The following is a 24,064-nucleotide window of genomic DNA, read 5'->3' as shown; positions in this document are numbered from 1 at the left end:
GGCTTTCATACAGGTGCAGATCATGGACTTCTTCAGCACACAAAATATTTTGGTTCACATTCCTATTGGCGTGGGTGGCTACGACCTGTCATGGATCGAGGCGGTGGGCACCCTTGCGGGTCTGCTGTGTATCTGGCTCGCCAGCCAGGAAAAGATCATCAACTACTTCTTCGGGCTGATTAACGTCACCTTGTTTGCGGTGATCTTCTTCCAGATTCAGCTGTATGCCAGCTTACTGCTGCAGCTGTTCTTCTTTGTCGCCAATGTTTACGGCTGGTACGCGTGGAGTCGACAAAACACCGCCAATGAAGCCGCACTGAAGATTCGCTGGCTGCCGTTGCCGAAGGCGCTTGGCTGGGGCGCGGCGTGCGTCATCGCCATTGCGCTGATGACGCTGTATATCGATCCGGTGTTCGCGTTTCTGACCAAAATCGCCGTCGGTATCATGCAGAGTCTCGGCCTGAACGTGACGATGCCGCAACTGCAGCCGGATGCCTTCCCATTCTGGGATTCCTGCATGATGGTGCTGTCGATTGTGGCGATGATTCTGATGACGCGGAAATACGTCGAGAACTGGCTGCTGTGGGTGGTGATCAACGTGATTAGCGTGATGATTTTTGCCCGTCAGGGCGTGTATGCGATGTCGCTGGAATACGCGATTCTAACGTTGATCGCGCTTAACGGTTCCCGCTTGTGGATGCAAAGTGCGCGCGAACACGGGTCGCGCGCGCTGTCGAATCAGTGATGGTGATGGGCGTGACCATCCAGCGTGAGATGTTCATGTGAGTGATGATGCGAGCTCTGCTCCGCGCAGAGTTCGCAATCATGACCGGTACAAGGCTGGTACTCCATCTGCACCGTGGCATGCGCAATCTGATAGTGCTTGTGCAGATACTGATGAATACGCACCAGCAGCCCGTCATGATCGTAAGGTGGGATCACCTGCACATGTAATGTCAGCACCGGCTTCTCTCCCACCTGCCACACATGCACATGATGCACATTGCGCACTTCCGCGATGTTGCGTGTCAGCTCGCGTGCCAGTTTATCCACGTTAATCCCGCTCGGCGCGCCTTCCAGCAGCTCATGCAGACTTTCCCGCAGCAACGACCAGGCACTGCGTACCACCAATAGCGAAACCAGCAGTGAGAGAATCGGATCGATCGGCGTCCAGCCGGTCAGCATGATAATGATAGCGGCAACAATCGCGCCAACGGAGCCGAGCAGATCGCCCAACACATGCAGCGCCGCCGCACGTACGTTGAGATTTTTTTCTTCACTGCCACGATGTAACAGCCAGAAAGAGAGCAGATTAGCCAGCAAACCGGCAATCGCAATCCCCAGCATTAATCCGCCAGCCACCGGCTGAGGTTGATAGAAACGGCGCAGCGCTTCCCAGACAATCAGTGCCGTAATCACCAGCAGCGCGATGGCATTCACAAAGGCGGCAAGTGTGGTGAGGCGCAGTAAGCCAAAGGTGTGGCGGGCGCTGGGTTTGCGCTGAGCAAACTGCACGGCCAGCAGCGCCATCAACAGCGCGGCGGCGTCAGTGAGCATATGTCCGGCATCCGCCAGCAGCGCCAGCGAACCCGATACCACGCCACCAATCACTTCGGCAATCATAAACAGCGCGGTGACGCCAAACGCCGCCGCCAGACGCGTACGATTGCCGTTATGCGCGCCGTGAGAATGAGTGTGTGCCATAACTTTCCAGTTGTTCCAGTAACCTGTTCGTTAATGATATCAGTAAATTGAGCGCATCATCGTCCAGACGCTGCTGTTTTGCCTGATCGGTGAGCTGCTGACAACGTTCGGCCATCTCATCCATGCCGAGCAACAGCCAGCTGCCTTTCATGCGATGGGCGGCACGCTCGACAGCGGGCCAGTCATGCTCGACGCTGGCCGCCAGTAGCGCATCGCGATCCTGTTGCAACGTGCGTTGCAATGTCTGGCAAATGCGCGGGATAAAGGCCTCATTGTGCTGGGCCAGGATCATTAAACTGTCGGGCAGTTGTCGGAGAGGATCGCGCACCGTGCGTGTCAGCAGAGCCGCGAGATCATCCAGCTCAATCGGTTTCAACAACAGCGCTTCGTCTTCTTGCAACGCTACCTTCAGCAGTTGCACGTCGGCGGAGCAGAGTACGCGCAGTGCTGGTTTGCTGCGTCGCTGCTGGCGGCGGCGTAAGATGCGCAGCAGTGTTAATCCATCCGGGCGTGGCATCATCTGGTCAATCAACAGCACATCAAACGGCTGAAGCGCATCGGCGCGCAACAGGCTACGCCCCTCTTCGAACACCTGCGCCGTGATAGCGAATCGAGCCAGTTGTTGCTGCAAAACCAACAGATTGGTGGGATGGTCATCAACAATCGCCACCCGCAGATGCGGATAGCGCGGCCAGGCAGCATGGCGTTCGGTGGGCGCATCCTCACAGAGGTCGAGCGGCAATATCACCTTCACTGTGGTGCCTTGTTCTGGCGCAGAAGTCAGCGTTAACTGGCCGCCCATACGTTGCACGATCTCGCGGCAGATAAACAAACCCAGCCCGCTGCCCTGCACGGCGTGGCTTTTGCCCGACGGTGCCTGATACCAGGGTTCAAACAGCTGCGCTTGTTCGCTGAGTGGAATACCGCTGCCGCTGTCGGCGACCGTGAACTGAATCTGATCGGTGACGGCGATCGACAGCCTGACTTCACCATGGCGCGTGAACTTCAGCGCGTTGGCCACCAGATTGTTCACCACCTGCTGCAGGCGATCGCCATCCAGCATCACGCGCGTCGGCAAGGGCGTGAGCGCCTCAACCAACAACACCGGACCGGATTCGCGCATCAAAGGGTGATAGAACTGCAGCTGTTGCTGCAGCCAATCTGCCAGATGGAGCGGATGCGGTGCCAGGCGAAAACTCTGATTTTCAATACGCGCATGGTCTTGCAGATCGTTCAGCAGCGCCATCAGCGAGCGCGCGCTGCTGTGCATCAGCGTCAAACGTTCGCTGGGGTGCTGCTGCTGTTCCAGTTCCAGCAGGCCGAGAATCGCCTGCATTGGCGTGCGCAATTCGTGGCTGGCAGTGGCAAGGAACTGGCTTTTGGCGGCGTTAGCGCGCTCTGCTTGTTCACGCTGCAGGCGATCGCGCCGCTGTTGCAGGTAGCGGCGCAGCAGCAGCACTAACAGCAGCAAAATGATCATCCCGGCCGCCATCAAAATCATCAGCGGCACATTGCGCATCGCCATAGTGGTGCCTGGCTGGGGCGGCTGCGACCAGTTAATGCGCATCTGATTGAGCGTATCCGCTGGGATTTGCTGCAGTGCATGATCCAGCAACCCCTGGAGTTGCGGCTGATCCTGGCTTACCTGAGGTGCCAGCGGCCAGGCAACATCGCTGGCGGCAAAGGCTAAATGGACACGATTATCCGCGTGGCTGGCCATGCGCCAGCGTGCAGACAGGACATTATCTACCAGTGCATCAATCTGACCGCTGTTCAGGGCTTGCCAGAGCTGGGCACGGTCATCGAACAGTTGGGGCGTGATGTTCTCAGGCAGAAGCCGTTGCGCCAGGTCGGCGCGCAGTACGCCCACTCGCTGATGTTGCAGGGATTGCCAGCTCATCGGCTGCTGCGTATTAAGCGTGTAAATCCCCCAAATCGCGCGCCACACTGGCAATGTGTTGCTGCTGGTATCGTCGCCGTTCAGGGGTTGTAGCAAATTCAGCATTACCTGATGTTGCTGCATCAACGTCTGCGCCTGTTGGGGATTGCTCACCCAGCGCGGTGTGAAACGCAGCCCGGTGCTTTGGCTTAACGCATTAAGCAGATCAATACCAAAGCCGCGAGCATTGCCGTTGCTATCGCGATAGCTCCAGGGGGCATTATCCACTTCTGCGGCATAAGGAATCTCGCTCTGTGCGGCCAGCCATTGTTTCTCAGCAGCCGACAGCATCAGCGTTTGCGTATCCTGATAACGCAGCAAAGGCGGGCTCCAGCGCTGTTGCACGCGATTACTGAACTCCGCGGGCAGCAGGCGCAGCTGAGTATTGAGCCAGTGAATCAGTGTGGGATCGCGCGCCAGCGCCCGTAGTGACAGTTCACCGGCGCCGGGATCGGCGGTGATCTGGTAAATCTGTCCCTGCTGCAGTTGATTCAGCAGAAAGCCGGCGCTGGTTTCATCCGCCACCAGATAATCACTCTGCTGATTGAGCAGCGCATACAGTGCCTGCAAATCGCCCGGCAGGCTGTGCCAGCGATGGTTTTGCACAAAGGCATCGGGCAGTTGCGCCAGTGTGGCTTGCGCGATGGTGAGCTGGGCATTTTCACTGTTGAACATCACCGCGCGTTGATTATTACGATTGCGGTAAATGCGGATCGGGCTGTTAACCCAGCTGTCGCTGACCAGGATGTTTTCCGGCAGCTGCGCATGTTCGTTGCTCAACACGAAATCGACGTCGCCGCGTTCAAGTGCCGCCAGCTGCTGCGAACGATCGGCGTAACTTTGCAGGCTAAAGCGCGTGCCAGTGAGTTGGCTCAGTGCACTGAGGTAATCGGCATCAATTCCCCAGATACGATCGCCAATGCGCATTGCCCAGGGCGCGCTGTTTTGCGCCGGGACGGCAACGCGTAAGGTGGGGTGCGGCCATGGCTCGACATGCGGTGCGGGCATCATGGCGGGGAGCATGACGCTGCTGGCGGGCTGTAAGTCGGCGCGAGCCGTTAAGCTGATCAACAGCAGACACAGCCACAAGATGACTTTCACTGTTGGGCTTTCCACAGTTCGGCCAGCTCAACCACCGACTGCACGCCGGTTTTCTCCAGAATGTTTTTCTTGTGGGTGCTGACGGTTTTATTGCTGATATGCAACTGTTCACCAATCTGCAAATTAGACAGCCCGCGCACCAGCAGTGCGACGATTTGCTGCTCTTTCTCGGTGAGCGGCAGCTCGATGCGCTCGGGCAGCGGTGGAAACGCTTGCTGACCGCCAAGCACCGCCAGAATCGCACTCAGCAATTGCGCCATGCTTTGGCTCTTTACCACATAGCCCGCCGCACCGAGCGACACGGCACTCAGCAAAGTGTGGCGATTCTTCTGAGCGGAATAGATCAACACCGGGCAATTTGGATCGCGGGCACGCAGACGGCGCAACAGTTCGAGGCCATCGCTGTCCGGCAGGCCGATATCGAGCACAATAAGATCAAATTGATGCTGCTGTAAAAGCTGGCGCGCTTCAGCTTCAGTCGCGGCGGCGTGCAGTTTTACCGGGATAGGGGAGTGAATACAGGCCGCTTCCAGCGCGACTTCGACTAAAGGGTGATCATCAATAAGCAGCAGTGAAGCCATGAAACAGTTCCTCTGAATTTCATGGCTTCAGCATAGCGGAAAAGCCTGCACGGAAATAGAAAGGGAGAGCCAGCGCTCTCCCTTTATGTGTTATGTGATCGGATAACTCGTTATTGGGTCGTGCCGTCCGTTTTGTGTTTCACATGGCCGCCACCTTTTTTGGTATCGACCTTTTTATTCATATCCGGACATTTACCGTCTTTGCACATAGAATTTTTGTGCATTTGCTCAGCTGACATATTGCCAGTGCTGGTGCCAGATGTCGCTGCGCTGTTGGTGTTCATGCTGCCGTTATTAATTTTGCTATTGTCCACATTATTGGGTGGCAGATTCTGTTTCGCGCCGCCTGCCGCCGCGCCAGCTTCTGCTGAGGCATTCGCGTCACCGTTGTTACTGTCCGCAGCCATTGCCGCGCCGCTACCCAGGGTCATCGCTGCCGTCAGAAAGATAATTGCAAACTTATTCATCATTATGCTCCTTTAATCGATGGAGAGTTGCCGTCAAACACCACGGGTGTTGAGTGACGAAAATAACGTACCGTGACGGAATATAATTCCATCGTTAACGCTTCGCTTAAAAATTAAATAGCGTAAGAACCTCATTCCTCAGTGCTTACGTTTAAAAAGCTTAGTTCATGGGCGTATAAATGCAAATTTCACAGAAGCATTTACGCGAGCGTGGAATTTACACTCGCAGCCTGAAGGGATACATTTAACGGGTTGCGCCCGGCGAACGCGGGGCCAGAAATTTGAATGGAATTATGTATGGATTATCAGAACGACGATTTACGCATCAGAGAAATCAAAGAATTATTACCGCCTGTTGCTTTGCTCGAAAAATTCCCCGCTACCGATAAAGCCGCTGAAACCGTTGCTCAGGCACGTCAGGCGATTCACCGCATTCTGCACGGTCAGGACGATCGTCTGCTGGTGGTGATCGGTCCTTGCTCAATCCACGATACCGAAGCCGCTAAAGAGTATGCGAGCCGTCTGCTGACGCTGCGTGACGAGTTGAAAGGCGAGCTGGAAGTGGTCATGCGTGTCTATTTCGAAAAACCGCGTACCACGGTGGGCTGGAAAGGGCTGATAAACGATCCGTTTATGGATGGCAGCTTCCAGATCAACGATGGCCTGCGTCTGGCGCGTAAGCTGCTGGTGGACATCAACGACATCGGTCTGCCAGCGGCAGGTGAATTCCTGGATATGATCACCCCGCAGTACATGGCGGATTTGATGAGCTGGGGCGCGATTGGTGCGCGTACCACCGAATCCCAGGTGCATCGTGAACTCTCTTCCGGTTTATCTTGCCCGGTCGGCTTCAAAAACGGCACCGATGGCACCATCAAAGTGGCCATCGACGCGATTGGTGCCGCCAGCGCGCCGCATTGCTTCCTCTCCGTCACCAAATTCGGTCATTCGGCGATTGTCGAAACCAGCGGTAACGAAGATTGCCATATCATTCTGCGCGGCGGCAAAGAGCCGAACTACAGCGCAGAACACGTGGCAGCAGTGAAAACCGGTCTGGAGAAAGCGGGCTTGCGTCCGCAGGTGATGATCGACTTTAGCCATGCCAACAGCAGCAAGCAGTTCCAGCGTCAGATGGTGGTCGCTGATGATGTGGCGCAGCAGATCGCGGGCGGTGAGCAGGCGATTACTGGCGTGATGATCGAGAGCCATCTGGTGGAAGGGAACCAGAGCCTCGACAGCGGTAAAGAGCTGGTTTACGGCCAGAGCGTCACCGATGCCTGCATCGGCTGGGAAGACACCGAGAAAGCCTTGCGTCAACTGGCGCAGGCGATCAAACAACGCCGTGGCTAATCGCTTAGCGCGCAATAAAAAAGGCCAGACTCGTGTCTGGCCTTTTTGTTTATAAGCCGGGAATTACTTGGCTTTACCCTGGTTAGCCACGGCTGCAGCTTTCGCAGCAATCTCGTCGGCATCACCCAGGTAGTAACGCTTCAGCGGTTTGAAGTTCTCATCGAACTCATACACCAACGGCACGCCAGTTGGGATGTTCAGTTCGAGGATTTCATCTTCGCTCAGGTTATCGAGGTATTTTACCAACGCACGCAGTGAGTTACCGTGTGCTGCAATGATCACTTTCTCACCGCTTTTAATGCGCGGCAGAATGCTTTCATTCCAGTAAGGAATAACACGTTCGATGGTCAGTGCCAGGCTCTCGGTGGTTGGCAGCTGTGCGTCGGTCAGTGATGCGTAACGTGGGTCGTGGCCCGGGAAACGCTCATCCGCACGATCCAGTTCTGGTGGAGTGATGGCAAAGCCACGACGCCACTGTTTTACCTGATCGTCGCCGTATTTGGCGGCGGTTTCAGCTTTATCCAGACCCTGCAGCGCACCGTAGTGACGCTCGTTCAGACGCCAGGTTTTCTCAACCGGCAGCCACGCCTGATCCAGCTCATCCAGCACGTTCCACAGGGTGTGGATGGCGCGTTTCAGCACGGAGGTATAAGCGAAATCAAACACGAAACCTTCTTTCTTCAGCAGCTGACCGGCTGCTTTGGCTTCGGTGCGACCTTTGTCTGACAGATCCACGTCATACCATCCGGTGAAGCGGTTTTCCTGGTTCCACTGGCTTTCGCCGTGTCGCACCAGAACCAGCTTAGTTACGGCCATAGCTTAACTCCTTAATGCTTGATGTTTCGATGATTATAGAAACCGGCTGCGGCCACCTGAAAAGCGGCACACTGATAGCGCCATACCATAGCGGAAAACAACGCACGGCGTAAGCCTGTCGCTAACGCAGTGCGCGTTTTTCATCCGCTGGCTTACTGCGGTGTGAAGCGATAACGCGTCACAGACTGCCAGCGATCGCCGGGTTGCAGCCAGCAATCAGGCTGCGGCCACTCGGTATGGTTGGGCGAATCCGGTAAAAATTCACTCTCCAACGCGATGCCCTGGAAAGCAGTATAGCTGCCCTGTTCACGGGCGCGTGTTCCATCCAGATAGTTGCCGGAGTAGAACTGCAGCGCCGGTGCGGCGGTAAACACGGTCAGCGCCAGCTTGCCATCGGCCGACCACAGTTCGGCGGCGGGCTGAGTGCTGTCGCCAGCGGTGCTGAGCAGAAACGCGTGGTCATAGCCTTTCACCGCTTTTTGATCGTCATCGGCGAGGAAGTCATCCATCACACACTTCGGATGATTGAAATCGAAGCTGGTGCCGGCCACGGCTTTCAGTGGCGCGTTAGGGATGCCTTCGCTATCGACCGGTAAATAACGATCCGCGTGCAGTTGTAAGCGATGCTGGCGTGCATCGCCATGATGCGCGTCAAGATTGAAGTAAGCATGGTTGGTGAGGTTCACCGGGCAGGGCTTGTCGGTCTGCGCGTCATAGCTGATCGACAAGCAGTTATCATCGTCAAGATGGTAAATCACTTCGGCAATCAGGTTGCCAGGGAAACCCTGATCGCCATCGGGTGAATCGATACGATAGTGCACTTCGGTCTCGCTCTGGCTGACAATTTGCCAGCGGCGCTTATCGAAGCCTTCCGGTCCGCCGTGCAGTTGATGCGCACCCTGATTAGCGGCCAGCAGCAGATTTAGCGGCTTAAGCTCAGCCGAAGCGATGCGGTTAGCGTAACGGCCAACCGTGGCACCGAGATAAGCATCCTGATGCAGATAGTCCGATGGTGTGGCGCAGCCGAGCAGCGCTTCGCGCACGCTGCCATCCTGCATCGGTACGCGCGCGGAGAGCCAGGTCGCGCCCCAATCCATAAAAGTCACCACCATGCCATGCTGATTGCGCAGCACGGTGATGCGCCACGGTTGCCCGTCTGGCGCATGAGAGTTGACGTCGCTTACCATTGGCCCGCTCCTGCTGACGCTTTGCACACGTAGAAGGTTTCTTTGATGCCGGTCTGCGCTTCGTATTTTTCGGCAACCGCGGCTTTCACCTGATCCACCAGATCGGTTGGCATCAGTGCCACGATGCAGCCGCCAAAACCGCCGCCGGTCATGCGCACGCCGCCACGCGGACCGATTTCAGCCTTAACGATCTCAACCAGCTGGTCGATAGGCGGTACGGTGATTTCGAAATCATCACGCATTGAGGCGTGTGATTCAGCCATCAGTTCACCCATGCGCTTCAGGTCGCCGTTGCTCAGGGCATCTGCGGCTTCAAGCGTACGCGCATTCTCGGTGATAACGTGGCGTACACGTTTTGCCACCAGCGCATCCAGCTGCGATTCCGATGCCTCAAACTCTTCCAGCGTGACATCGCGCAGCGCCGGTTTGTTGAAGAAGCGTGCACCGGTTTCGCACTGCTCACGGCGGGTGTTGTACTCGCTGCCCACCAGGCTGCGGCGGAAGTTGGAGTTGATGATCACCACCGCGACATCTTCCGGCATCGAGACGGCGCGTGTGCCGAGTGTGCGGCAGTCCAGCAGCATGGCGTGATCGGGCTGACCCAGCGCAGAAATCAGCTGGTCCATAATGCCGCAGTTGCAACCAACGAACTGGTTTTCCGCTTCCTGACCGTTAACCGCAATCGCAGCACCGTCCAGCTTCAGCTGATAGAGCTGCTGGAACACGGTGCCGACCGCCACTTCCAGTGACGCCGATGAACTCAGGCCCGCCCCCTGTGGCACGTTGCCGCTGATCACCAGATCCGCGCCGCCGAAACTCGCATCACGCTGCTGCAGGTGTTTCACCACGCCGCGTACGTAGTTGGCCCACATCGGCTCTTTTAACGCTTCAATCGGCGCATCCAGTGAGAAGCTGTCCTGCTGATTGTCATAATCAACCGCGACCACGCGCACCTGGCGGTCGTCACGTTTGGCGCAGGCAATCACCGTCTGGTAATCAATGGCGCACGGCAGCACGAAGCCGTCATTGTAATCGGTGTGCTCACCAATCAGATTCACGCGGCCCGGCGCCTGAATGCTGTGCGTCGGTTGATAGCCAAAGGTGTCAGCGAAAACCTGTTGAGTAATGGATTTTAATGACATTTATTGCGCCTCGCGGAAATGGATATCGCTGACAGAACGCAGACGTTCTGCTGCCTGTTCCGCCGTTAAATCACGTTGGGTTTCGGCCAGCATTTCATAGCCAACCATAAATTTGCGCACCGTGGCTGAACGCAGCAGCGGTGGATAGAAGTGGGCATGCAGCTGCCAGTGATCGTTGGCTTCGCCGTTAAACGGCGCGCCGTGCCAGCCCATCGAGTAGGGGAAGGAGCACTGGAAAAGGTTGTCGTAGCGGCTGGTGAGCTGCTTAAGCGCCAGCGCCAGATCGCTACGCTGCGCCGGGGTGAGATCGGTCATGCGTTTGATATGGGCTTTTGGCAGCAGCAGGGTTTCAAATGGCCACGCCGCCCACCACGGCACCACGGCCAGCCAGTGTTCGGTCTCCACCACGGTACGACTACCGTCTTTCAGCTCGCGTGCGGCGTAATCCACCAGCATCGGCGAACCTTTTTCGTCAAAGTAGCGGCGCTGATTATCATCTTCTTTTTGCGCTTCATTGGGCAGAAAACTGTTAGCCCAGATCTGGCCGTGCGGATGGGGATTTGAGCAGCCCATCGCTGCGCCTTTGTTCTCAAACACCTGCACCCATGGATAGTGCTGACCGAGATCGGCGGTCTGCTCTTGCCAGGTGCGCACAATATCTTCCAGTCCACTGAGCGGCAGTTCCGGCAGCGTTTTACTGTGGTCAGGTGAGAAGCAAATAACCCGGCTGGTGCCGCGTGCGCTCTCACAGCGCATCAGCAGATCGTCGCTTTGCGGCGCATCGGGTGTATCGGTCATCAGCGCGGCAAAGTCGTTGGTGAAAACATAGGTGGTTTTATAATCGGGGTTTTTATCCCCGGTGATGCGGGTGTTGCCGGCACACAGGAAGCAATCAGGATCATGCGCAGGCAGTTGTTCCAGCGCAGGCGTTTCCTGCGCACCCTGCCACGGACGCTTGGCACGGTGCGGTGAGACCAACACCCACTGATCGATCAATGGGTTATAACGGCGATGCGGATGATCAACCGGATTAAATTTTTCCATAACGAGTCCTGGTAAACGGCAAACGGATCAAAATCACTGCGATCAAGGTAGCACAAAGGCGGGCCCCAAAGCGTGATCCAGTCTGGATAAATGGTATCGTTTACACAAGGTGACGATTCTCATTTTGTGGGGTTATGCGGTGAGTTTGCTGAAATACCAGGCGGGTAAATGGTAGCGGTTACATCGGCTATTCAATGAGGTGCATATCAATGCGCACGCGACAATGTAAAAGGGTTTAGCAGAAGACCGGATTGAAGCATAAATATGCCCCTACGATGCAGGGGCGGGGTTGATGACGACGAGGTTAGCGCAAATCATCCTGCTGGAATCCGTATCCTTCATCCTGCTTCACAAAGCTCAGGCGATGAGTAATACACTGCGGCGCATCTTCAGCGTGGTGTGAGACAAACAGCAACTGCGTTCGTCCTTCACCAATCAGCACATCAACAAAGCGGCGCACCAGCTGGCGGTTAATTGGATCGAGCCCCTGCAGCGGCTCATCCAGAATGAGCAGGGTAGGATGTTTGACCAGCGCACGCGCAATCAGCACCAGGCGCTGCTGGCCCCATGACAAACCGTGGAACGGCGCATCGGCCAGATGATTGTCCATGCCCAGTAAGGCCAGCCACTGGCGCGCCAGCGCTTTCTGCCGATCCGAAGCGGGCTGATACAAACCAATCGAATCGAAAAAGCCCGAGAGCACCACGGTGCGCACGTTGCAGCTGACACGATAATCGAGATGCAAGCTGCTGCTGACGTAACCAATGTGCTGTTTGATGTCCCAAATGGTTTCACCGCTGCCGCGACGGATACCAAACAGGGTTAAGTCGTTGCTGTAGCCTTGCGGATGATCGCCGGTCACCAGACTCAACAGAGTGGATTTACCCGCGCCGTTGGGCCCCACAATTTGCCAGTGCTCGGCGGGATTTACCTGCCAGCTCAGCCCATCGATCACCGCTTTATCGTTATACGACACCACACCATTACGCAGAACAACACGCGGCGCATCTTCCGCCAGTTGTGGTAACTGATCCGGTGCATCCGCTTCTGGCAACGCCATGCCGTCGAGTTTCTCACTGTGTGCCAGTTGCGCCACCAGTGCTTCTGCCAGTATCGCCTGGCGTTCGCCCACGTGGGTCAGGGTGCACTCGGCCAGCACACCGACCTGTTGCACAAAGTCAGGAATATCGTCAAAGCGGTTGAGCACCAGCACCACGGTAAAGCCATGCTGGTGCAGATCGCTCAGCGTCTCCGCCAGGCTGGCGCGTGAGGCAACATCTAACCCATCGAAAGGCTCATCAAGAATCAATAAATCGGGCTGCGCCATCAGCGCCTGACACAGCAAAGTTTTACGCGTTTCGCCGGTGGAGAGGTATTTGAAGCGGCGATCGAGCAGATAAGTGATACCAAACTGCTGTGCCAGCGCCTGGCAGCGCGACTCATCTTTCACTTCATCCTGAATGATCTGTGCGGCGGTGCGCCCGGTATCGTCTTCGCCTTCACTCAGCAGATCGGTGTTGTTGCGTTCCCACTCCTGCGCCACCAGCTTTTGCAGCTGCTCCAGCGAGAGGCGCGTGCGACGCTGAAAGTCCTGGGTAACCGCGCCTTTACCCGGCGAGAGTTCACCAGAAAGTGCGCGCGCCAGGGAGGATTTACCGCTGCCGTTGGCGCCGACAAAGGCCCAGCTTTCGCCGCTGTTGAGAGTCAGATCGTTGAGGGACAGTGCTCGGGTATCGCTAAGGTGAAATATGCCTTGCGAAATTTGCAATGAAGCCATGATTCATTCCGTTTTATGCATCGTGTTACTCAGTTGTAGCGAGCGACGCAGACGAAGTCAAATCATGGCCTGGATTTCAGAGCAGTGTGGCGATGATGGCGTGTTCGGCATTAAAACTGGCGGTCACGCTGTCGCCAGGCTGCAGATTCTGCTGTTGAACCTGCGCGTTATTCACCGTCGCGCACAGGGTTTCACCGCTTGGCAGTGTCATCAACACTTCGCTGACCTGTTCACCCGGCTCAATGGCGCTGATCGTTACCTGCAATTGATTATCGCTGTTTACCGCATCCCGGCTCACCTGAATCCACGGCGCTTTGATCAGCACCAGCACCTCTTTGCCGCTGTCGAGTTGCAAACGTTCGGCACTGCGTTCGGTGATTGCCACCTGCAAACGCGTGACGCCATCGGCCAGTTGAACCTCAATGTGCTGCTGCACCTGATGGTGATCGCGCGCCATCACCGTGCCAAATAGCTGATTGCGCGCACTGGTTTGCAGGGAGAAACGCGCAATCGCCGCCAGTAAACTGTCGAGCGGCAGGCTGTCGTTTTGCAGCGCATCAAAGGCTTTCTGCTGGATCTGCTCCATCAGGTGAAACAGCTGAATCAGACGCTCGCCATAGCGCGTCAGCTGCGCGCCGCCGCCGCCTTTGCCTCCGGTGGCGCGGTCGACTAAGGTTTGATCAGCCATCTGATTCATGTCGTTGATGGCGTCCCAGGCACTTTTGTAGCTGATACCCGCTAACTTAGCGCCCTGGCTGATGGAGCCGGTTTCCTGCACGCGTTTCAGCAGTTCGATGCGACGAGGGTCGGCAAACAGCTTCTGCTGAAGACGAATGTGAAGAGAAAGTTCTGCCTGCATGTCAGCTCCTTAAGTGAGTACGACAAGTGTAAGGCCAAAAGTAAAAGCACGAAAAGGGCAGTGCGTTTTTTTCCCTAACCGTTACAATCACTTTTTTATTTTCTGCGTGAGGTTTCCATGCTGGAACTGCTTAAAAGCCTGGCTGTGGCTGTCATCATGGTGCCAATTGTGATGGCCATTATGCTCGGTCTGATTTACGGCCTGGGTGAAGTGTTCAACGTCATCTCCAAATTTGGCCGCCGCGACGATCGTCCTGCCAACAGCTCGCAACACTGATTTTATAAGCGCCCGCATTCAGCGGGCGTTTTTTCTTTAACTTCCCCTCAATTCTGCCGATATTAAGTTCATGACAGCATTTGTCCCTGCGTTGTATTATCGAATATATAACGTAACAAGGAGTAAAAAATGCTGAAAATCAATTACAGCTGGGCTGCTGTTACCGTACTGACTGTTTCCATGGCCGGTCACGCCGTGGCGGCAGAGAAGATCACCGTGTTTGCTGCGGCATCGTTAACCAATGCGATGCAGGATATTGCCACGCAATATCAGAAAAAAAGCGGCGTTGAAGTGGTATCGTCCTTCGCCTCATCCTCGACGCTGGCGCGCCAGATCGAACAGGGGGCACCGGCCGATCTGTTTATCTCTGCTGACCAGCAGTGGATGGACTACGCAGTGGATAAAAAGAGTGTGGTGGAGAACACCCGCTACACCTTGCTGGGCAATGATTTAGTGTTGGTGGCACCGAAAAGCGACAGCGCAAAAGCGGTGACTATCAATGCAAAAACTGACTGGAAAAGTTTGCTGAAAGGCGAGCGTCTGGCGGTGGGCGATCCGGATCATGTCCCGGCAGGGATTTATGCCAAAGAAGCCCTGCAAAAGCTGGGCGCGTGGGATACGGTGTCGCCGCAGCTTGCACCGGCTAACAACGTCCGTGCCGCATTGGCGCTGGTTGAACGCAATGAATCACCGTATGGCATCGTGTACGGTTCTGATGCGGTTGCCAGTGACAAAGTGCAGGTGGTAGGACGCTTCCCGGACGATAGCCACAAGCCAGTGGAATATCCGATGGCGGTGGTAAAAGATCATCAGAACGCAACGGTTGAAGCCTTCTACAAATATTTGCAGGGGCCGGACGCCGCTGCTGTGTTTAAACAGTATGGATTTGCGCCGAAGAAATGATACTCAGTGATCCCGAATGGCAGGCCGTTTTTCTCAGCTTAAAAGTCTCCAGCGTAGCGGTGCTGTTTAGCTTGCCGTTTGGCATCATGATGGCCTGGATTCTGGCGCGTTGCCGGTTTCCAGGCAAAACCCTGCTCGATAGCGTGATCCATTTACCGCTGGTCTTACCGCCCGTGGTGGTGGGTTATCTGTTGCTGATTGCATTGGGCCGACGCGGATTTATCGGCGAGTGGCTTTACGACTGGTTCGGTTTCACCTTTGCCTTTAGCTGGCAGGGCGCGGTGTTGGCTTCAGCAGTGATGGCGTTTCCTTTGATGGTGCGGGCGATTCGTCTGGCGCTGGAAGCGGTGGATACCAAACTGGAACAGGCAGCACGCACGCTCGGTGCCGGTCGCTGGCGCGTGTTCTTCACTATCACCTTGCCGCTTACGCTACCGGGCATCATTGTCGGTACCGTTCTCGCTTTCGCCCGTTCACTGGGTGAGTTTGGCGCCACCATCACCTTCGTTTCCAATATTCCCGGCGAAACGCGCACCATTCCTTCGGCGATGTTCACCCTGATTGAAACCCCCGGTGCAGAAGGCACCGCCGCCCGCTTGTGTGTGGTGGCGATTGCGCTGGCGCTGTTATCGCTAGTGGCTTCCGAGCTGCTGGCACGCTGGGGCCGCAAGCGGTTAGGGGCAGCCTGATGCTTAATCTCAATATTTCCCAGCTGCTGGGCGATCACCAGCTGGACGTCAACGTGCAGATCCCCGGCAGCGGCATTACGGTGATCTTCGGTGTGTCCGGCGCGGGAAAAACCTCGCTAATTAACGCGATTGGCGGTTTGACGCAGCCGCAAAGCGGCCAGATTCAGCTAAACGATCGTCTGCTATTCGATTCGGCGACGCAGGTCAATCTGCCGCCGGAAAAACGCCGCGTTGGCTATGTGTTCCAGGACGCTCGGCTGTTTCCGCACTATCGGGTGCGCGGCAATTTGCAATATGGCATGGCTGCGGCCATGAAGCCGCAGTTTTACGCGCTGGTGGCATTACTGGGCCTTGAGCCTCTGCTGAGCCGTTTTCCGGCCTCGTTGTCAGGCGGCGAGAAACAGCGCGTGGCGATTGGCCGTGCACTGCTTACCGCGCCCGACATCTTATTGATGGATGAGCCGCTGGCGTCACTGGATCTGCCACGCAAACGCGAACTGATGCCGTATCTGCAAAAGCTGGCGAAACAGATCGATATTCCGATTCTCTACGTCTCACATAGCCTGGATGAAATTCTGCAACTGGCCGACAACGTGCTGGTGCTCGACAGCGGCAAAGTGAAAGCCTTTGGTTCGCTGGAGAAGGTATGGAGCAGTGCTGCGATGCGTCCGTGGCTGCCGATTGCCGATCGCAGTAGCGTGCTCAGAGTGCAGGTTCTGGAACAGCATCCCGATTACCCGATGACGGCACTGTCATTGGGCGATCAACATATCTGGGTAAGCCGCGTCAACCAGCCGCTGAAAACCGCACTACGCATTCGTATCGCGTCCGGTGATGTGTCACTGGCCTTACAGCCGCCACAAAACACCTCGGTGCGCAATATTTTGCCAGCTCAGGTGGTCGAGTTATTGGAGATTGACGATCAGGTGGAAGTGAAGTTGCGCATTGGCATTAGCGAACTGTGGGCGCGAATTTCGCCGTGGGCGCGCGACGAGTTGGGGATCCGGCCCGATCAATGGCTGTATGCGCAAATTAAGAGCGTGGCGATCACGGCTTGACCTTAGGGTCATCAAGGGCGATCAGACAAAATGTGTGCGATGTGCGAATGAAAGCACCCGGTGTGACCCTCATTATTAACAATCAGGTGCAGCAGCGGCCGCACCTTAAGCATTCGCAAGGTGCGCCGTGGTGCGCACCGCGAACATCCTGTGCTTACAGGACTTCCTGATAAATCACTTCGGCAATACCTGGCTCCAGATTGGTGCCAATCACCTTTTTGCTGCGCGCTTTAATCGCCTCATCAGCATTGCCCATCGCCACGCCTAAACCGACCTGCTCCAGCATACTGAGATCGTTGTAGTTATCGCCGAACGCCAGCACATCCTGCATGCTGAAGCCCTGGCTCTCTACCCACTGTGCCAGACGCTTGCCTTTGCTGTTGCCCGCCTGAGCGATATCCACCTGATCGTGCCACGACCATTCACACGCCAGGCCGAGTTCGGCTTCAGTGCGTTCAGCAAACTGCTGCAATGCACGGGTGTCAGGGTGGGAAAGAGCGAACTTCCAGATGGATTGCGCATCCAGCGCCGCCTGCGCCAGGCTTGGCACCTGCAGGAACAGAGGACGCTGCGCTTCCGGCAGGGATTGTGCCCAGTTCAGGGTGCGGGTCACATGGCCCGTCGGCTCCTGATACAGCATGGCATCATCGACATACAGCAGGCCGTGAATGTTCTCCTGATCGAGCATCTCAATCACGCGGCTCGCCTGGCTTTTTTCCAGCGGATCGGAAGCCAATACCTTTTTCGCCTGATAATCGTACAAGTAGGTGCCGTTACAGCAGATTGCGGGTGTATCCAACTGCAGCGCCTGATAAAAAGGATGAATGGCGCAGTGGTGGCGACCGGTCACAATCAGCACTTTGACCCCCGCCTGTTGTGCGCGGGCTAAAGCTTCGATCGATTCAGGCAAAATGGTTTTAGTAGGGGTCAGCAGGGTGCCGTCAAGGTCAAGGGCGATTACGCGGTAGCTCATTACACTTTCCGTCCGGGAGTTAGCAAAGCATTGAGTCTACACCCGGCAGCGGCCCTGAGACAAAAAACAGGGCACAAATGAATCCAGCGCGGCAAAATGAAACGCGCTACAGTTATCCCTTTCATCAGGCAGCGAATAAGGAAAAACGCATGAAACAAGTCGTGTATACCGCCAGTCCCGAGAGCCAGCAGATCCATGCGTGGCAGTTGCAGGAAGATGGCGCACTGACGTTATTGCAGGTCACGGACGTGGCCGGTCAGGTGCAGCCGATGGTGGTGAGCCCGAAGAAAGATTTCCTCTATGTCGGCGTTCGTCCGAATTTTCGCGTGTTAACGTACCGCATTGCGGCCGATGGTTCCCTGAGTCTGGCGGGTGAAGCGCCACTGCCGGGCAGCCCAACGCATATTTCGACCGATCGCCAGGGTAAATTCCTGTTCTGCGGTTCTTACAATGATGCATGCGTCAGCATCAGCCCGATCGACAGCGATGGTTTGCCGCAAGCCCCAAGCCAGGTGATTGGCGGCATGGATGGCTGCCATTCAGCCAATATCGATCTCAGCAACCAAACGCTGTTTGTGCCAGCACTGAAGCAGGATCGTATCTGCCTGTTCCAGCTCAATGCGGATGGCACTCTGGCACCGCGCGAGCAAGCGCAGGTCACTACCGTTGAAGGCGCGGGTCCACGCCATATGGCATTCCATCCAAATGGCGCGTACGGCTATGTGGTGAATGAACTTGATAGCACCGTGGATGTCTGGGCATTGAGCAACGTGCACGGTCAGGTTGAGCGTGTGCAGAGTCTGGATATGATGCCGAAAGATTTCAGCGATACGCGCTGGGCGGCCGATATCCATATCACGCCAGACGGTCGTTTCCTCTATGCCTGTGATCGCACCAGCAGCACCCTTACTGCATTTAGCATCAGCGAAGATGGCTCCGTGCTGGCGATTGAAGGTTATCAGCCAACCGAAACTCAGCCGCGCGGCTTCAATATCGATAACAGCGGTCAGTATCTGGTGGCGGCAGGTCAGAAGTCGCACCATATCGAAGTTTACAAGATTGCCGATCGCGGTCTGTTGCAACCGCTGGCGCGCTACGCGGTAGGACAAGGTCCGATGTGGGTGGTGATTCACACCCTGGATTGATGATAAAACGGCGCCATTCGGCGCCGTTCTCATTTTAAGAATACAGAACTGTGATCGACGCGCTTGCCAGTGCATGGAAATGCACATTAAAGCCGACCATGGCGCCGCTAGCGCCGGCGTCGACATCAATCTTATCGGTGTCCATCGCGTGCACCGTAAAGATATAGCGATGCGGATCACCCTGCGGTGGTGCTGCACCACCGTAGCCGGTTTGTCCGAAATCGGTACGGGTTTGAATTGCACCTTGAGGCAGTTCGACCACGCCAGAACCAGAGCCTTGCGGCAACTCGGTGACGTCAGCCGGAATATTTGCCACGACCCAGTGCCACCAGCCTGAACCGGTGGGGGCATCAGGATCGAAGCAGGTCACCACAAAACTCTTTGTCCCAGCAGGCACTTCATCCCACGCCAGATGGGGTGACAAATTGTCACCCTGACGTCCCATCCCATTGAAAACGTGACGTTCGGGCATTTTATCGCCGTCTTTAAAATCCTGGCTAACTACGCGCATGACTTCTCCTTTTTCCGTTGTGCAGTGTGCTCTCCATCATGGTGGAAAATGCGCGCCACTTCCAGTTCGCTTAGGCCAGGAAATGTGCCTCAACGTCCAACGCCGCGCGCACTGCCTGTGTTAACTGCGCCAGCTCTGCGGCAGAAATCAGATAAGGTGGCATCAGATAGATCAGCTTGCCGAACGGACGGATCCACACGCCACGTTCGACAAAGAACTGCTGCAGCGCCGCCATATTGACAGGTGAACGCGTTTCAATCACACCAATCGCGCCCAGCACGCGTGCATCCACCACCGCATGATGCTCACGCAACGGCAACAACTCACGACGCAGTTGCAGTTCAATTGCTGCCACCTGCGCAGGCCAAAGTCCCTCGTTGATCATCGTCAGGCTTTCAACGGCCACCGCACAGGCCAGCGGATTGCCCATAAAGGTCGGGCCATGCATAAAGCAGCCCGCCGCACTGCGGCTGATGGTGTCGGCCACTTCGCGCGTGGTCAACGTGGCGGAGAGCGTCATGGTGCCGCCGGTCAGCGCTTTACCGAGGCAAAGAATATCTGGCGTAATCCCAGCGTGCTCACAGGCAAACAGCTTGCCGCTGCGGCCAAAGCCGGTGGCGATTTCATCGGCAATCAGCAGGATACCGTAGCGGTCGCACAGCTCACGCACCTGTTGCAGGTAGCGCGGGTGATAGAAACGCATACCGCCTGCGCCTTGCACAATCGGTTCAAGGATCACCGCGGCAATGTCGCGATGGTTCGTCTCGGCTAACCGGGCGAAATCAGCGAAGTCCGCATCGTTCCACTCGTCATCAAAACCGCACTGCGGCGCAGCGGCAAACAGATGCTCGGGCAGATAGCCACGCCACAGGCTGTGCATCGAATTTTCCGGATCGCACACCGACATGGCGGCGAAGGTATCGCCGTGATAGCCGCGTTTCAGCGTCAGGAATTTTTGTCGCGTTTCACCGCGCCCCAGCCAGTACTGCAACGCCATTTTCATCGACACTTCGACGGCAATCGACCCCGAATCGGCAAGGAACACGCACTCCAGCGCTTCAGGGGTCATCTCGACCAGTTGACGGCTTAATGCCACTGCCGACGGATGGGTAATGCCACCAAACATCACGTGTGACATCTGCGCCATTTGCTGCGTCAGCGCCTTGTTGAGACGAGGATGGTTATAGCCATGAATCGCTGCCCACCACGACGACATCCCATCAACCAGTTCACGTCCATCGGCCAGCTGGAGCTGGCAACCGTGCGCCGCGACCACCGGATAACAGGGCAGGGGATCGCGCATTGACGTGTAAGGATGCCAGATATGCTGGCGGTCAAAGTTGAGGTCGTCTTGGGTGAACATCGATCTTGTAAACCATTTTGAAAAGATTTAGTTTACAAGTATAACCACGTTAATCGTCGGGATGAACCCCTTTTTTTGGAGTAAGCAATGGCAAACCGCTGGACACTGACACAAGCCCAGGCTCTGTTCGATAAACCTTTCCTTGAGCTGATGTTCGAAGCGCAGCAAGTTCACCGTCAGCATTTTGACCCGCGTCAGGTGCAGGTCAGTACGCTGCTGTCGATCAAAACCGGTGCCTGCCCGGAAGATTGTAAATACTGCCCGCAGAGTGCGCGCTACAAAACCGGGCTGGAGTCCGAGCGGCTGATGGAAGTGGAAGCGGTGCTGGAATCGGCGCGTAAAGCCAAAGCGGCAGGATCGAGCCGCTTCTGCATGGGCGCTGCGTGGAAAAACCCGCACGAACGCGACATGCCGTATCTGGAGCAGATGGTGCAGGGCGTTAAAGCCATGGGCATGGAAACCTGCATGACGCTGGGCACGCTGGATAACACCCAGGCGGAGCGTTTGGCCAGCGCCGGGCTGGATTTCTACAACCACAACCTCGATACCTCGCCGGAATTCTACGGCAGCATCATCACCACCCGCAGCTATCAGGAACGCCTGGATACGCTGGATAAAGTGCGCGGCGCAGGCATCCAAGTCTGCTCTGGCGGCATCGTCGGCCTGGGTGAAACCGTGAAAGATCGTGCTGGCTTGCTGGTGCAGCTGGCGAACCTGCCGACACCGCCAGAAAGCGTGCCGATCAACATGCTGGTGAAAGTCAAAGGCACGCCACTGGCCGATAACGATGACGTTGAGCCGTTCGACTTTATCCGCACCATCGCCGTGGCGCGCATCATGATGCCATCGTCACACGTCCGCCTGTCCGCGGGTCGTGAGCAGATGAGCGAACAGACGCAGGCGATGTGCTTTATGGCCGGTGCTAACTCGATTTTCTACGGGTGCAAACTGCTGACCACGCCAAACCCGGAAGAGGACAAAGATCTGATTCTGTTCCGCAAGCTGGGCCTGAATCCAGAACATACCGCCACTACCGCCGGTGATAACGAACAGCAGTATCAGCTCAGTGAGCAGCTGGTGCATGCTGATACCGAGCAGTTCTACAACGCGGCGGTGTGATGGGCTGGTCATCTCGCATCGAACAGGCGCTGGCGGCGCGACGTGATGCCGATGGCTGGCGTCTGCGACGCCGGGTTGAACACAACAGCGTGCGCGAGATAACCCTGGAGGGGCGTTCATACCGTCACTTCTCCAGCAATGATTATCTCGGGCTGAGCCAGCATCCAGCGGTGATTGCCGCCTGCAACAGTGCGCCACTGGCGACCGTTTTGCCCACTTCGGTATCCGTTCCGGTAATAAACCAGCGTGTCATTTGCTCAAAACTCCGTACATCAAGTGATAACTAAGACGATAACCCTGCGTATCCTGCGGCCAGTGCTGCTCCAGTTGCGTGAGCTGCGAGCGTGTGAGCGGCTGTGCGCCACGGCCGTCGTGCAGATGCGTAGCACCAATGCCTTTCAAAGAACGCATGGCACTCAGCGCGCTGGGGAAATGCAACGTGATAGTCTGCGGCTGGCACTGCGCCGGTAAGCCTGTGAGAGCGGCAGAGAACTGCGCTGCGCTGAGAAAACGATTGGCGTGCTGACGGCCATCTAACCGAGCCCAGGCTTCATGCACTTCATGCAGGGAGCCATCGAGCAAGGTTGAGAACAGCGCGCTGCCACCCGGCCGTGTGACGCGTAAAAACTGCTGCAACGCCAGGCGCAGATCGCTGCTCCACTGCACCGCCAGATTGCTCCACACGCCATCGACGCACGCATCCGGCAGCGGCAGATGATCGATATCGCCTTGCAGATAGTGCTGCGCCGAGCACTGCTCTCGCGCGGCGTCCAGCATCGCGCTGGAGAGATCCAGCGCCGTCAGTTCGCGTCCACGATCGCGCCAGTAGCGGCTGTACCAACCGGTGCCACAGCCCGCATCCAGCAGATGCGGCCCGAACCCCGCGGGTGCCAGCGCCAGTAGCGCATCGCCGCTTTGTCGTTGCAGCTCGGCATGCTGCTCATAATGCTGTGCGGCACGGCCAAACGCTTTGGCGACCGCCTGCTTGTTAACCTGCAGCGTCATACAGCGCCTCCAGCAGACGATCAATATCGTCGTTATGATGGGCAGCAGTGAGCGTAATGCGCAGCCGAGCCGTGCCCGGTGGCACCGTCGGAGGACGAATGGCGCTAACCCAGCATCCCGCTTGTGCCAGTCGTTGTGACAACGCCAGCGCCGCGCTGTTTTCCCCGACGATCAACGGCTGAATAGCACTGGCTGATGGCATCAGTTGCCAGGGCAAATCAGCGGCACCCGCCCGGAATCGCGCAATATGACTATTCAGCCGCTCACGCAGTTCATCGCCCTGCTGGATCTGGTGCAGCGCCGCCAGCAGCGCACAACACTGTGCCGGTGGCATCGCGGTGGAGTAGATCAGATGGCGTGAAAACTGCTCGACGTAATCCGCCGTGGCATCGTCACACAGCAGTGCTGCACCGCTGACGCCGAAGCCCTTGCCAAAAGTGACAATCAGCAATTCCGGCTTCACGCCCTGCTGCCAGCAACTGCCGCGCCCCTGCTCACCGTGCACGCCAATACCGTGCGCATCATCCACCAGCAGCCAGCCGTTGGCGCGGCGCGTCTCTTCAGCAAGAGCGGCGAGCGGTGCGCTGTCACCATCCATGCTGAATACGCCTTCGGTCACCACCAGCGTACCGCCTTCCGACGGGCTAGCCAGCAGTTTTGCCAGACTCTCCGGCTGGTTGTGCGCAAAACGGCGTAATGTGGCGGGACTGTGGCTGGCAGCATCCAGTAATGAAGCATGCGCCAGCTTATCAGCAAGAATGCGATCCTGCTTTTCAGCCAGCAGGTGGATCACCGCCTGGTTGGCGGCAAAGCCAGAGATAAACAGCAGCGCACGCTTGTAACCCAGCCAGTCAGCCAGTTGCTCTTCTAACTGCGCATGATGACGGCTATAGCCCGTCACATGACCCGATGCGCCTGCTCCCGCACCCGCCTCTGCTGCGCCCTGTTGCCAGGCCGCAATCACCGCTGGATGCTGGCTCAGCCCGAGATAATCATTGCTGGAGAAGTGACGGTATGAACGCCCCTCCAGGGTTATCTCGCGCACGCTGTTGTGT

General features: G+C 56.7%; 23 protein-coding genes and 2 pseudogenes. 9 read left to right on the top strand and 16 right to left on the bottom strand.

Annotation, left to right across the window (positions count from 1 at the left end; all coding sequences use genetic code 11):
* Positions 1 to 22: 22 nt before the first annotated feature.
* Positions 23 to 745, top strand: a complete 723-nt coding sequence (gene pnuC, locus H7A81_RS11155) for a nicotinamide riboside transporter PnuC (RefSeq protein WP_182057516.1) — start codon at positions 23 to 25, stop codon at positions 743 to 745.
* Here pnuC and zitB read toward each other — a convergent pair.
* The 4 genes from zitB to H7A81_RS11135 form a co-directional block, all read right to left on the bottom strand.
* Positions 739 to 1,704: a CDF family zinc transporter ZitB gene (zitB, locus tag H7A81_RS11150; RefSeq protein ID WP_166933054.1), complete on the bottom strand. Its 966-nt coding sequence runs from the start codon at positions 1,702 to 1,704 to the stop codon at positions 739 to 741. The genes pnuC and zitB overlap by 7 nt on opposite strands.
* A complete protein-coding gene (locus tag H7A81_RS11145) occupies positions 1,673 to 4,759 on the bottom strand; it encodes an ATP-binding protein (RefSeq protein WP_182057515.1) in 3,087 nt (1,028 codons plus the stop codon). The genes zitB and H7A81_RS11145 overlap by 32 nt, the downstream gene beginning before the upstream one ends.
* Positions 4,741 to 5,325 (bottom strand): response regulator transcription factor, encoded by a 585-nt coding sequence (locus H7A81_RS11140; RefSeq protein ID WP_182057514.1) that lies wholly within the window; start codon positions 5,323 to 5,325, stop codon positions 4,741 to 4,743. Before H7A81_RS11140 ends, H7A81_RS11145 begins: the two co-directional genes overlap by 19 nt.
* A 110-nt stretch (positions 5,326 to 5,435) precedes the next feature.
* Positions 5,436 to 5,795, bottom strand: coding sequence for a YbgS-like family protein (locus tag H7A81_RS11135; protein ID WP_160867853.1), 360 nt, complete (start codon positions 5,793 to 5,795; stop codon positions 5,436 to 5,438).
* A gap of 294 nt (positions 5,796 to 6,089) precedes the next feature.
* Here H7A81_RS11135 and aroG point away from each other — a divergent pair, with 294 nt between their 5' ends.
* Positions 6,090 to 7,142 (top strand): 3-deoxy-7-phosphoheptulonate synthase AroG, encoded by a 1,053-nt coding sequence (aroG, locus tag H7A81_RS11130; RefSeq protein ID WP_034821187.1) that lies wholly within the window; start codon positions 6,090 to 6,092, stop codon positions 7,140 to 7,142.
* 63 nt (positions 7,143 to 7,205) lie between these two features.
* Here aroG and gpmA read toward each other — a convergent pair whose 3' ends face one another.
* The 6 genes from gpmA to modE form a co-directional block, all read right to left on the bottom strand.
* Positions 7,206 to 7,958 carry a 2,3-diphosphoglycerate-dependent phosphoglycerate mutase gene (gene gpmA, locus H7A81_RS11125; protein ID WP_034821185.1) on the bottom strand — a complete coding sequence of 251 codons (753 nt, stop codon included), beginning with the start codon at positions 7,956 to 7,958 and terminating at the stop codon, positions 7,206 to 7,208.
* 152 nt (positions 7,959 to 8,110) lie between these two features.
* On the bottom strand, positions 8,111 to 9,145 hold the full coding sequence (gene galM, locus H7A81_RS11120) for a galactose-1-epimerase (protein ID WP_182057512.1): 1,035 nt from the start codon (positions 9,143 to 9,145) through the stop codon (positions 8,111 to 8,113).
* Positions 9,139 to 10,287 carry a galactokinase gene (gene galK / locus H7A81_RS11115; protein WP_182057511.1) on the bottom strand — a complete coding sequence of 383 codons (1,149 nt, stop codon included), beginning with the start codon at positions 10,285 to 10,287 and terminating at the stop codon, positions 9,139 to 9,141. Before galK ends, galM begins: the two co-directional genes overlap by 7 nt.
* The gene (galT, locus tag H7A81_RS11110; RefSeq protein WP_182057510.1) at positions 10,288 to 11,331 is read right to left on the bottom strand and encodes a galactose-1-phosphate uridylyltransferase; all 1,044 of its coding nucleotides are present in this window, start codon (positions 11,329 to 11,331) and stop codon (positions 10,288 to 10,290) included.
* Positions 11,332 to 11,635: 304 nt separating this feature from the next.
* The gene (gene modF / locus H7A81_RS11105) at positions 11,636 to 13,108 is read right to left on the bottom strand and encodes a molybdate ABC transporter ATP-binding protein ModF (RefSeq protein WP_182057509.1); all 1,473 of its coding nucleotides are present in this window, start codon (positions 13,106 to 13,108) and stop codon (positions 11,636 to 11,638) included.
* 76 nt (positions 13,109 to 13,184) lie between these two features.
* On the bottom strand, positions 13,185 to 13,967 hold the full coding sequence (modE, locus tag H7A81_RS11100; protein ID WP_166933067.1) for a molybdenum-dependent transcriptional regulator: 783 nt from the start codon (positions 13,965 to 13,967) through the stop codon (positions 13,185 to 13,187).
* A gap of 117 nt (positions 13,968 to 14,084) precedes the next feature.
* Here modE and H7A81_RS11095 point away from each other — a divergent pair, with 117 nt between their 5' ends.
* The 4 genes from H7A81_RS11095 to modC all read left to right on the top strand — a co-directional run bounded on the left by H7A81_RS11095 (position 14,085) and on the right by modC (position 16,893).
* On the top strand, positions 14,085 to 14,243 hold the full coding sequence (locus H7A81_RS11095) for an AcrZ family multidrug efflux pump-associated protein (protein ID WP_013508338.1): 159 nt from the start codon (positions 14,085 to 14,087) through the stop codon (positions 14,241 to 14,243).
* 129 nt (positions 14,244 to 14,372) lie between these two features.
* Positions 14,373 to 15,146, top strand: coding sequence for a molybdate ABC transporter substrate-binding protein (gene modA, locus H7A81_RS11090; RefSeq protein WP_182057508.1), 774 nt, complete (start codon positions 14,373 to 14,375; stop codon positions 15,144 to 15,146).
* Positions 15,143 to 15,835 (top strand): molybdate ABC transporter permease subunit, encoded by a 693-nt coding sequence (modB, locus tag H7A81_RS11085; RefSeq protein WP_182057507.1) that lies wholly within the window; start codon positions 15,143 to 15,145, stop codon positions 15,833 to 15,835. Before modA ends, modB begins: the two co-directional genes overlap by 4 nt.
* The gene (modC, locus tag H7A81_RS11080; protein WP_182057506.1) at positions 15,835 to 16,893 is read left to right on the top strand and encodes a molybdenum ABC transporter ATP-binding protein ModC; all 1,059 of its coding nucleotides are present in this window, start codon (positions 15,835 to 15,837) and stop codon (positions 16,891 to 16,893) included. The genes modB and modC overlap by 1 nt, the downstream gene beginning before the upstream one ends.
* A 154-nt stretch (positions 16,894 to 17,047) precedes the next feature.
* On the opposite strand, the gene H7A81_RS11075 is transcribed toward modC, so the two are convergent.
* On the bottom strand, positions 17,048 to 17,866 hold the full coding sequence (locus H7A81_RS11075) for a pyridoxal phosphatase (RefSeq protein WP_097117395.1): 819 nt from the start codon (positions 17,864 to 17,866) through the stop codon (positions 17,048 to 17,050).
* A 149-nt stretch (positions 17,867 to 18,015) separates the two neighbouring features.
* On the opposite strand from H7A81_RS11075, the gene pgl reads away from it, so the two are divergent.
* Positions 18,016 to 19,011 carry a 6-phosphogluconolactonase gene (gene pgl / locus H7A81_RS11070; protein ID WP_182057505.1) on the top strand — a complete coding sequence of 332 codons (996 nt, stop codon included), beginning with the start codon at positions 18,016 to 18,018 and terminating at the stop codon, positions 19,009 to 19,011.
* Positions 19,012 to 19,045: 34 nt separating this feature from the next.
* Here pgl and H7A81_RS11065 read toward each other — a convergent pair whose 3' ends face one another.
* Complete coding sequence (locus H7A81_RS11065) at positions 19,046 to 19,522, bottom strand: kinase inhibitor (protein ID WP_034821147.1); 477 nt, start codon at positions 19,520 to 19,522, stop codon at positions 19,046 to 19,048.
* Positions 19,523 to 19,592: 70 nt separating this feature from the next.
* A complete protein-coding gene (gene bioA, locus H7A81_RS11060; protein ID WP_182057504.1) occupies positions 19,593 to 20,885 on the bottom strand; it encodes an adenosylmethionine--8-amino-7-oxononanoate transaminase in 1,293 nt (430 codons plus the stop codon).
* An 87-nt stretch (positions 20,886 to 20,972) separates the two neighbouring features.
* On the opposite strand from bioA, the gene bioB reads away from it, so the two are divergent.
* On the top strand, positions 20,973 to 22,004 hold the full coding sequence (bioB, locus tag H7A81_RS11055) for a biotin synthase BioB (protein WP_182057503.1): 1,032 nt from the start codon (positions 20,973 to 20,975) through the stop codon (positions 22,002 to 22,004).
* Positions 22,004 to 22,186 (top strand): annotated as a pseudogene (locus H7A81_RS11050) (8-amino-7-oxononanoate synthase); the annotation flags it as partial. The gene bioB and the pseudogene H7A81_RS11050, both read left to right, overlap by 1 nt.
* Here H7A81_RS11050 and H7A81_RS27645 read toward each other — a convergent pair.
* The 3 genes and pseudogenes from H7A81_RS27645 to bioF all read right to left on the bottom strand — a co-directional run.
* Positions 22,168 to 22,257: pseudogene (locus H7A81_RS27645) on the bottom strand (dethiobiotin synthase); the annotation flags it as partial. The pseudogenes H7A81_RS11050 and H7A81_RS27645 overlap by 19 nt on opposite strands.
* Positions 22,254 to 23,009, bottom strand: coding sequence for a malonyl-ACP O-methyltransferase BioC (gene bioC, locus H7A81_RS11045; RefSeq protein ID WP_182057502.1), 756 nt, complete (start codon positions 23,007 to 23,009; stop codon positions 22,254 to 22,256). The pseudogene H7A81_RS27645 and the gene bioC, both read right to left, overlap by 4 nt.
* The coding region (gene bioF / locus H7A81_RS11040; RefSeq protein ID WP_182057501.1) for an 8-amino-7-oxononanoate synthase at positions 22,993 to 24,064 on the bottom strand (1,072 nt) is incomplete at its 5' end. The genes bioF and bioC, both read right to left, overlap by 17 nt.

Origin of the sequence: Pantoea sp. ME81, from assembly GCF_903970985.1 — a bacterium.
Taxonomy (GTDB): domain Bacteria; phylum Pseudomonadota; class Gammaproteobacteria; order Enterobacterales; family Enterobacteriaceae; genus Pantoea; species Pantoea communis.
This window is presented reverse-complemented; position numbering and strand designations above follow the sequence as displayed.

Bases quoted from the DNA above. Each gene is read 5' to 3' on its own strand.
- aroG (WP_034821187.1), top strand. From the start codon at position 6,090: ATGGATTATCAGAACGACGATTTACGCATCAGAGAAATCAAAGAATTA.
- bioB (WP_182057503.1), top strand. From the start codon at position 20,973: ATGGCAAACCGCTGGACACTGACACAAGCCCAGGCTCTGTTCGATAAA.
- H7A81_RS11095 (WP_013508338.1), top strand. From the start codon at position 14,085: ATGCTGGAACTGCTTAAAAGCCTGGCTGTGGCTGTCATCATGGTGCCA.
- H7A81_RS11065 (WP_034821147.1), bottom strand. From the start codon at position 19,522: ATGCGCGTAGTTAGCCAGGATTTTAAAGACGGCGATAAAATGCCCGAA.
- H7A81_RS11075 (WP_097117395.1), bottom strand. From the start codon at position 17,866: ATGAGCTACCGCGTAATCGCCCTTGACCTTGACGGCACCCTGCTGACC.
- pnuC (WP_182057516.1), top strand. From the start codon at position 23: ATGGACTTCTTCAGCACACAAAATATTTTGGTTCACATTCCTATTGGC.
- modB (WP_182057507.1), top strand. From the start codon at position 15,143: ATGATACTCAGTGATCCCGAATGGCAGGCCGTTTTTCTCAGCTTAAAA.
- modA (WP_182057508.1), top strand. From the start codon at position 14,373: ATGCTGAAAATCAATTACAGCTGGGCTGCTGTTACCGTACTGACTGTT.
- H7A81_RS11135 (WP_160867853.1), bottom strand. From the start codon at position 5,795: ATGATGAATAAGTTTGCAATTATCTTTCTGACGGCAGCGATGACCCTG.
- pgl (WP_182057505.1), top strand. From the start codon at position 18,016: ATGAAACAAGTCGTGTATACCGCCAGTCCCGAGAGCCAGCAGATCCAT.
- H7A81_RS11140 (WP_182057514.1), bottom strand. From the start codon at position 5,325: ATGGCTTCACTGCTGCTTATTGATGATCACCCTTTAGTCGAAGTCGCG.
- modF (WP_182057509.1), bottom strand. From the start codon at position 13,108: ATGGCTTCATTGCAAATTTCGCAAGGCATATTTCACCTTAGCGATACC.
- bioA (WP_182057504.1), bottom strand. From the start codon at position 20,885: ATGTTCACCCAAGACGACCTCAACTTTGACCGCCAGCATATCTGGCAT.
- galK (WP_182057511.1), bottom strand. From the start codon at position 10,287: ATGTCATTAAAATCCATTACTCAACAGGTTTTCGCTGACACCTTTGGC.
- galT (WP_182057510.1), bottom strand. From the start codon at position 11,331: ATGGAAAAATTTAATCCGGTTGATCATCCGCATCGCCGTTATAACCCA.
- galM (WP_182057512.1), bottom strand. From the start codon at position 9,145: ATGGTAAGCGACGTCAACTCTCATGCGCCAGACGGGCAACCGTGGCGC.
- zitB (WP_166933054.1), bottom strand. From the start codon at position 1,704: ATGGCACACACTCATTCTCACGGCGCGCATAACGGCAATCGTACGCGT.
- gpmA (WP_034821185.1), bottom strand. From the start codon at position 7,958: ATGGCCGTAACTAAGCTGGTTCTGGTGCGACACGGCGAAAGCCAGTGG.
- modE (WP_166933067.1), bottom strand. From the start codon at position 13,967: ATGCAGGCAGAACTTTCTCTTCACATTCGTCTTCAGCAGAAGCTGTTT.
- modC (WP_182057506.1), top strand. From the start codon at position 15,835: ATGCTTAATCTCAATATTTCCCAGCTGCTGGGCGATCACCAGCTGGAC.
- bioC (WP_182057502.1), bottom strand. From the start codon at position 23,009: ATGACGCTGCAGGTTAACAAGCAGGCGGTCGCCAAAGCGTTTGGCCGT.